At 65.9% G+C, this 5,582-nt stretch carries 6 protein-coding genes and 1 pseudogene; 2 read left to right on the plus strand and 5 right to left on the minus strand.

Annotation, left to right across the window (positions count from 1 at the left end; genetic code table 11):
* The 3 genes from QOC69_RS31695 to QOC69_RS31705 form a co-directional block, all read right to left on the minus strand.
* A partial coding sequence (locus QOC69_RS31695; protein ID WP_526446463.1) for a ribonucleotide-diphosphate reductase subunit beta occupies positions 1–346 on the minus strand: 346 nt, incomplete at its 3' end.
* Between the two features lie 53 nt (positions 347–399).
* A complete protein-coding gene (locus QOC69_RS31700; protein ID WP_526446464.1) occupies positions 400–1,962 on the minus strand; it encodes a flavin-containing monooxygenase in 1,563 nt (520 codons plus the stop codon).
* 36 nt (positions 1,963–1,998) lie between these two features.
* Positions 1,999–2,739, minus strand: coding sequence for a TetR/AcrR family transcriptional regulator (locus QOC69_RS31705; protein WP_526446465.1), 741 nt, complete (start codon positions 2,737–2,739; stop codon positions 1,999–2,001).
* Positions 2,740–2,905: 166 nt separating this feature from the next.
* Here QOC69_RS31705 and QOC69_RS31710 point away from each other — a divergent pair, with 166 nt between their 5' ends.
* Positions 2,906–4,090: an NAD(P)/FAD-dependent oxidoreductase gene (locus tag QOC69_RS31710; RefSeq protein ID WP_526446466.1), complete on the plus strand. Its 1,185-nt coding sequence runs from the start codon at positions 2,906–2,908 to the stop codon at positions 4,088–4,090.
* A gap of 7 nt (positions 4,091–4,097) precedes the next feature.
* Here QOC69_RS31710 and QOC69_RS31715 read toward each other — a convergent pair whose 3' ends face one another.
* Entirely contained in the window at positions 4,098–4,931 is an 834-nt protein-coding gene (locus QOC69_RS31715) for a GNAT family N-acetyltransferase (RefSeq protein WP_526446467.1), read from the minus strand.
* A 154-nt stretch (positions 4,932–5,085) separates the two neighbouring features.
* Here QOC69_RS31715 and QOC69_RS31720 point away from each other — a divergent pair, with 154 nt between their 5' ends.
* Positions 5,086–5,445: a hypothetical protein gene (locus QOC69_RS31720; protein WP_526446468.1), complete on the plus strand. Its 360-nt coding sequence runs from the start codon at positions 5,086–5,088 to the stop codon at positions 5,443–5,445.
* Positions 5,446–5,456: 11 nt separating this feature from the next.
* Here the strand turns inward: QOC69_RS31720 and QOC69_RS31725 are convergent.
* Positions 5,457–5,582: pseudogene (locus tag QOC69_RS31725) on the minus strand (LysR family transcriptional regulator); the annotation flags it as partial.

Genomic DNA, 5,582 nt, shown 5'->3' on the forward strand with positions numbered 1-5,582 from the left:
TCGAGCACAGCGTGGAGAAGATGTTGCTGTAGCTCTTCGCGTGCACCGACTCCATGAACGCGATGTTGGTGTAGACCGCCTCTTCGTGCTGGGTCAGCGCGTCGGGGATCAGGCTCACCGCGCCGACGGTGCCCTGGATGGTGTCCAGCAGCGTCAGGCCGGTGAAGACGCGCATGGTTAGCTGCTTCTCGTGGGCCGTCAGCGTGCCCCAGGACGGGATGTCGTTGGACACCGGAACCTTCTCCGGCAACCAGAAGTTGCCGGTCAGCCGGTCCCATACCTCGGCATCTTTGTCGTCTTGGACGCGGTTCCAGTTGATGGCCGAAACACGGTTGATCAACTTCATTCCGTCGGACACCTTGGACCCCATTTTGTTCGTCGAAATCTAGGTTTCCGACACTACCCCTGGGGTGCGACAACCTGCGGCATCACAACAGGCTGTGTTTGCGTGTCGGCGCCTACGCCGGTGAGCGTGTACTCCGAGGACTTGAGTTTGCGCGTCGCCGTCCAGTACTCAGTGGTCAGCCCCGACCATAGAGCCCGGTTGACGCCGTGTTCGTCGAGATACCAGCTGCGGCACCCGCCGGTGTTCCACACCGTGCCGGCGAGGTCGCGCTGCAGCTTTTCGTTGAATCGGTCCTGCGCGGCCCTGGTAGGCGCGAGTGCCTGTGCTCCAGCCTTGTCAACCACCGCGATCGCCTGGGAGACGTAGCGGATCTGGGACTCGATCATGAACACGACGGAGTTGTGTCCGAGGCCCGTGTTGGGTCCGAGCAGAAAGAACAGGTTCGGCACGTCGGCGATCGTGATGCCTCGGTGTGCCATAAGACCTTCCCGGGTCCAGCGGTCCACTAGATCCTCGCCGTTGGCACCCTTGATGTCGATATAGGTGAACGAGTCGGTGACATGGAAGCCCGTTGCCAACACGATCGCGTCGACGCGGCGCTCGGTGCCGTCGACGGTGACGATGCGGTCCGGAGTCACCCGGTCGATGCCTTCTGTGACGAGCACGGTCTTCGGGTCGGCGACAGCTTGATAGAAGTTGTCAGAGATGAGAATTCGCTTGCAGCCGGGGCGGTAACGAGGCGTCAGCTTGGCAAGGAGTTCGGGATCGCTGATGTAGCGCCGCATGTTGGCCTTGTATATCAATTCGACCGCCTTGAGCAACTCGGGTCGCTTCGCCAACGCAATTGCCCTGGCATCCAGTGTCCAGTACGTCGCGGATCGCAGCGCCGCACGCAGTCCGGGAACGAATTCGAAGGCGCGACGCAACACTGGCGGAAAGGCGAAGTTGATCCGCGGCTTGATCCAGGCGGGCGTGCGCTGATACAGCTGCACCTGCCCGGTGGTCTTCACCAACTCGGGCACAACCTGGATGGCACTGGCTCCGGTCCCAATTACCGCCACCCGCTTTCCTGTTAGGTCTGCGGCGTGATCCCACTGGGCGGTGTGAAACGTCGGGCCCGCGAATTCGTCGAGGCCGGGTATCTCAGGCAGCGACGGGATGTGCAACGCGCCGGCGCCGGAGATCAGGAACTGAGCAACGTACTCCTGCCCTGACTCGGTGAACGCATGCCAGCGGTATTCGGCGTCGTCCCAGTGCGCCCGCTTCATATGGGAGTTGAACTTGATGTAGCGGCGCAATCCGTACTTGTCGGTGACCGCTTTGAGGTAGTCCAGGATCTCCGGCTGGTAGGAAAACACATATCGCCAGTCGGGTTTCGGTTCGAACGAAAACGAGTAGAGGTGTGACGGTACGTCGCAGGCAGCGCCGGGATAGGTGTTGTCGCGCCAGGTGCCGCCGATCTCGTCGGCCTTCTCCAGTAGGAGAAAGTCGACGCCCTGGCGCTGCAGCGCGATGGCCATGCCCAGGCCGGAGAACCCGGTCCCGATGATGAGCGTTCGGGTGTGCACGGGATCCCTGCGGACTGCGGTCTCGTCAGCCTGCTCGGCAACGGTCATGACCACGACGATACCTGGGAACGCGGGTACCGGGTATCAGGCGACGGATTTGCGGCGACGAACGCCCTCGTGCAGCGGCAGATCCGCGTCGATCTTGATGCCGAGCAACTCGCAGGTGCCGTAGATCGAGCTCAGCATGATGGTCGTCATGTGAGCGATGAACTCGTCGGGCGGCATGCGCCGCGGGCTGTCCACTTCGGAGCCCAGCCACCAGTCCGTCGCCGCTGCCGCCGACCCGTACGTGGTGTACGCGGCCAGCTCCATGGCGGCACCGTCGAGCTCCATCTCGCGCAACTCGTTGCTGAACATGTCGGCCATCGCCAGGGTGATCCCGCGACCCTCGTTGAGTGCCCGCATCGTCGACTCGCTCTGCTCGGCGAAGCGCCCCTGGATGAGGAAGCGGCACACGTTGGGATGCTGATCGACCAGCAGCACGTACTGTTCGACGCTGCGGCGGATCACCTCGCGGGCGGGGTCGGTGGCCAGGTTGATTGTCGGGAAGATGGCCGCCCACAGGATGTCTCGCAGCCGCTCGCCGATCGCCTGGAACAGATCCGATTTGTCGGTGAAGTGCCGGTAGATCTTCGGCTTGGCTGTCCCGGCCTCCTCGGCGATCTCGCGCAAACTCAACTCGGGGCCCAGCCGGTCGATCGCCCGGAAGGCGGCGGCGACGATCTCAGCACGCACCTTCTTGCGGTGCTCGCGCCAACGCTCGCTGCGCGCGTCGACCTTCACGCCAGGCTGGGTACCCGGTCTGGGGATGGACGGTCTGCGCACCCACTCACTGTACCGGCTGAGCCTGCCTGACCTGCCAAGACCGCGCCGTGCCGTGCCGTGCCCCACGATCGCGAATCATGGTTTCGGCGGCCGTGCTCGTCACGGTGGCATTCACCGCCCCGGGTACTATCGCCCCGAGACATGCCCAGCTAGCGAGATGGAACAGATGACGCAGCGATACGACCTCGTCGTTGCCGGCGGGGGCCCTTCGGGCTCTGCCGCGGCATGGCAGGCGGCGCGGACCGGCGCCAAGGTAGTCGTCCTGGACAAGGCCGAATTCCCGCGCGACAAGCCGTGCGGCGACGGACTGACGGCGCGCGCAGTGAGCTACCTGCAGAAGATGGGACTGGCCGAAGAGGTCTCCAAGTTCCACCAGGTCAACCGGGTGACCGTGTTCAGCCCCAGCTCGTGGGAACTGTCATTCCCGAAGCGGCCCGGCATGCCGGACCACGGCCACACCGTCAGCCGCACCGAACTCGACACCCTGCTGCTCAAGCACGCCGAGTCCGCCGGTGCCGAAGTGCGCCAGTCCGCCGAGGTGACCGGTCCGGAATTCGACGCGAACGGCCGGGTGATCGGCGTCACGCTCAAGGGTGGTGAAAAGGTCTTCGCCGACGCGGTGATCGCGGCCGACGGCGCCTACTCCCCCATCAAGCGGGCACTCAAGCTGGACTCGCAGTACAACGGCTACTCCGCGATCGCGATCCGGTCCGAGATGCATGCCAACCGCCCGGACTCCGACAGCCTCGACATCTACCTGAAGCTGGCGTTCCAGGGCGATCAGCTGCCGGGCTACGGCTGGGTGTTCCCGATGGGCAACGGCGTCTTCAACATCGGGCTGGGCTACGTCAACAGTTACAAGAACTGGCAGTCGATCAACGCCACCCAGTTCCTCGGGGAGTTCCTGCGGACGCTGCCGCGCGACTGGGAGCTGCCTGCCATCGAGGACCTCAAGAAGAACAAGAGCGTGCGGGCGTGGCGATTGCCGATGGGCTTCACCGCGTGGCCGCCGTGGCGGCCCGGCGTGCTGTTCACCGGCGACTCGCTGGGCGCGGGCAAGCCGGCGTCGGGTGCGGGCATCTCCAAGGCGCTCGAATCCGGTCTGGCCGCCGGCGAATGCGCCGTCGCAGCGCTGCAGAACGGCGGGCCCGACGACTTCACCAACTACGCGCAGCGGATGGAAGCGGCGTGGGGCCGGGAGTACAGGCGCGGCCGCTACTTCCACAAGCTGCTGGGCATGCCCCCGGTGGCGAACGCGGGGATCAAGTTCATCGACAACGCCTTCTTGCGCGACCGGATGCTCAAGGCGCTGTACAAGAAGGAACAGGGCCCGCAGCACAAGGTCAAGTAGCTCGCGGTCACGCCGTGAACGCATACTCCAAGGAGTCGGCGACCGGCACGAACCCGAGCCGCCGATAGATTCCGTTCGCCACCGGGTTGTCGACGTCGGCGAACAGCACCACGTGCCTGGCGCCGCGCCGGTGGGCGTGACGCACCGCGGCCGCGGTGACCGCCGCGCCGAAGCCGTGGCCCCTGCTTGCGGCCGGCGTGAAGACCGGGCCGATGCGGCACATCCCCGCGGCGGGTGCGTGCACTCGCGCCATGCTGACCGGCGCGCCGTCCACCGACCAGAGCACCACGTCGCCACCGTCCTCGATGATGTCGCTGAGGTATCCGCGCCGGGCCTTCCTGTCTGACGTGGCGCCGTGCGCGTCTGCGAAGAACCCGTCCAGCCCGTCGACGACGAACTCCTCATCGGCTGCTCCGGCAAGGCGGCTGACCCCGGGCACGCCGGTGGGGGCCACCAGATCGTCGAGCCGGTACAACGTCCTGTCGGTCCCCTCGACCGCGTGCGCTCCGGTGACGGAGCACCAGGCGTCGGCGAACGCCATTGCGGTGGACTGCGTTCCACGGATCCCCGGGAGCGCCGCGCACGCTGTCGACACCTCGACGGCCGCTGTCTTCGCCATGGCGGCTGGCAATCCGCTCACCAGGAGAGCTTCGCCGGACACCTGCAGCGCGGCACCGACCGCGCCGTCACAGTCGGCGACGGACAGGAAGACCCCGTCGGCGATCCTCCTCGTCGCACGCAGAACAGTTAGCTCGCTGGTGAACAACACGGGATCCCGGCGGTACACCCAATGGGCGACCGGCCCGAAGTCGGTCGCGGTGTCGTAGAGCCGCGCATCCATGCCATTGAGCGTGACCAATTCGGCCGCAGACTTCCACTGATTATTTGTGGCGGTGCGACGAGTCGTCGGAAAAAGTGTGCCTTTCAGCCGCTCCGATCACTCCTACCTAGTAGACGCGTCCCGCGGGGATGCGACGACCCAAGAGGAGCGCGCCATGAGCAACATGTCGGACCCATCTCGCCGCCTGCTGGCCGCCGCCGCGCTGGCGGCCGGCCTCGCACTCGGCCTCGCCGCCAACGCCGGAGCACAACCGGCGGGCGACGACTTCTGGGAATGCGCAGGGGATCACCAGGACACCGACGGCATCGGCGTGTGTTGCGTCTTCTACGGCGGCGACTACGACGAACGCAGCGGAGAGTGCCTGATCGACGACGCCGCCGCCGAAGCGACCAGATCACCTGACGCAGGCCCGACGAAGCCCACCGTCAAGCCAGGGCTTCCCGTGTTGACCTCGGCCGTCCCGGCTGCCAGCGAGCCCAGGTTGTACGAGATATCCTCGCCCGCCCTGGCATAGGACGGGTTACGTCAGCGTCTACCACGCTCGGCCTGACCCGGCTTGCGGGCGACCTTGCCCGCAGCAGCGCGGGCGGCCTGCTTCGCGAGAGTCTTCTCCCGTGCCGTGCGCTTCGGTACCGGCTGGGCCTGCCCACG

This window comes from Mycobacterium sp. (genome assembly GCF_032162105.1).
GTDB lineage: Bacteria > Actinomycetota > Actinomycetes > Mycobacteriales > Mycobacteriaceae > Mycobacterium.

Bases quoted from the DNA above. Each gene is read 5' to 3' on its own strand.
- QOC69_RS31700 (WP_526446464.1), bottom strand. From the start codon at position 1,962: ATGACCGTTGCCGAGCAGGCTGACGAGACCGCAGTCCGCAGGGATCCC.
- QOC69_RS31710 (WP_526446466.1), top strand. From the start codon at position 2,906: ATGACGCAGCGATACGACCTCGTCGTTGCCGGCGGGGGCCCTTCGGGC.
- QOC69_RS31715 (WP_526446467.1), bottom strand. From the start codon at position 4,931: ATGGATGCGCGGCTCTACGACACCGCGACCGACTTCGGGCCGGTCGCC.
- QOC69_RS31720 (WP_526446468.1), top strand. From the start codon at position 5,086: ATGAGCAACATGTCGGACCCATCTCGCCGCCTGCTGGCCGCCGCCGCG.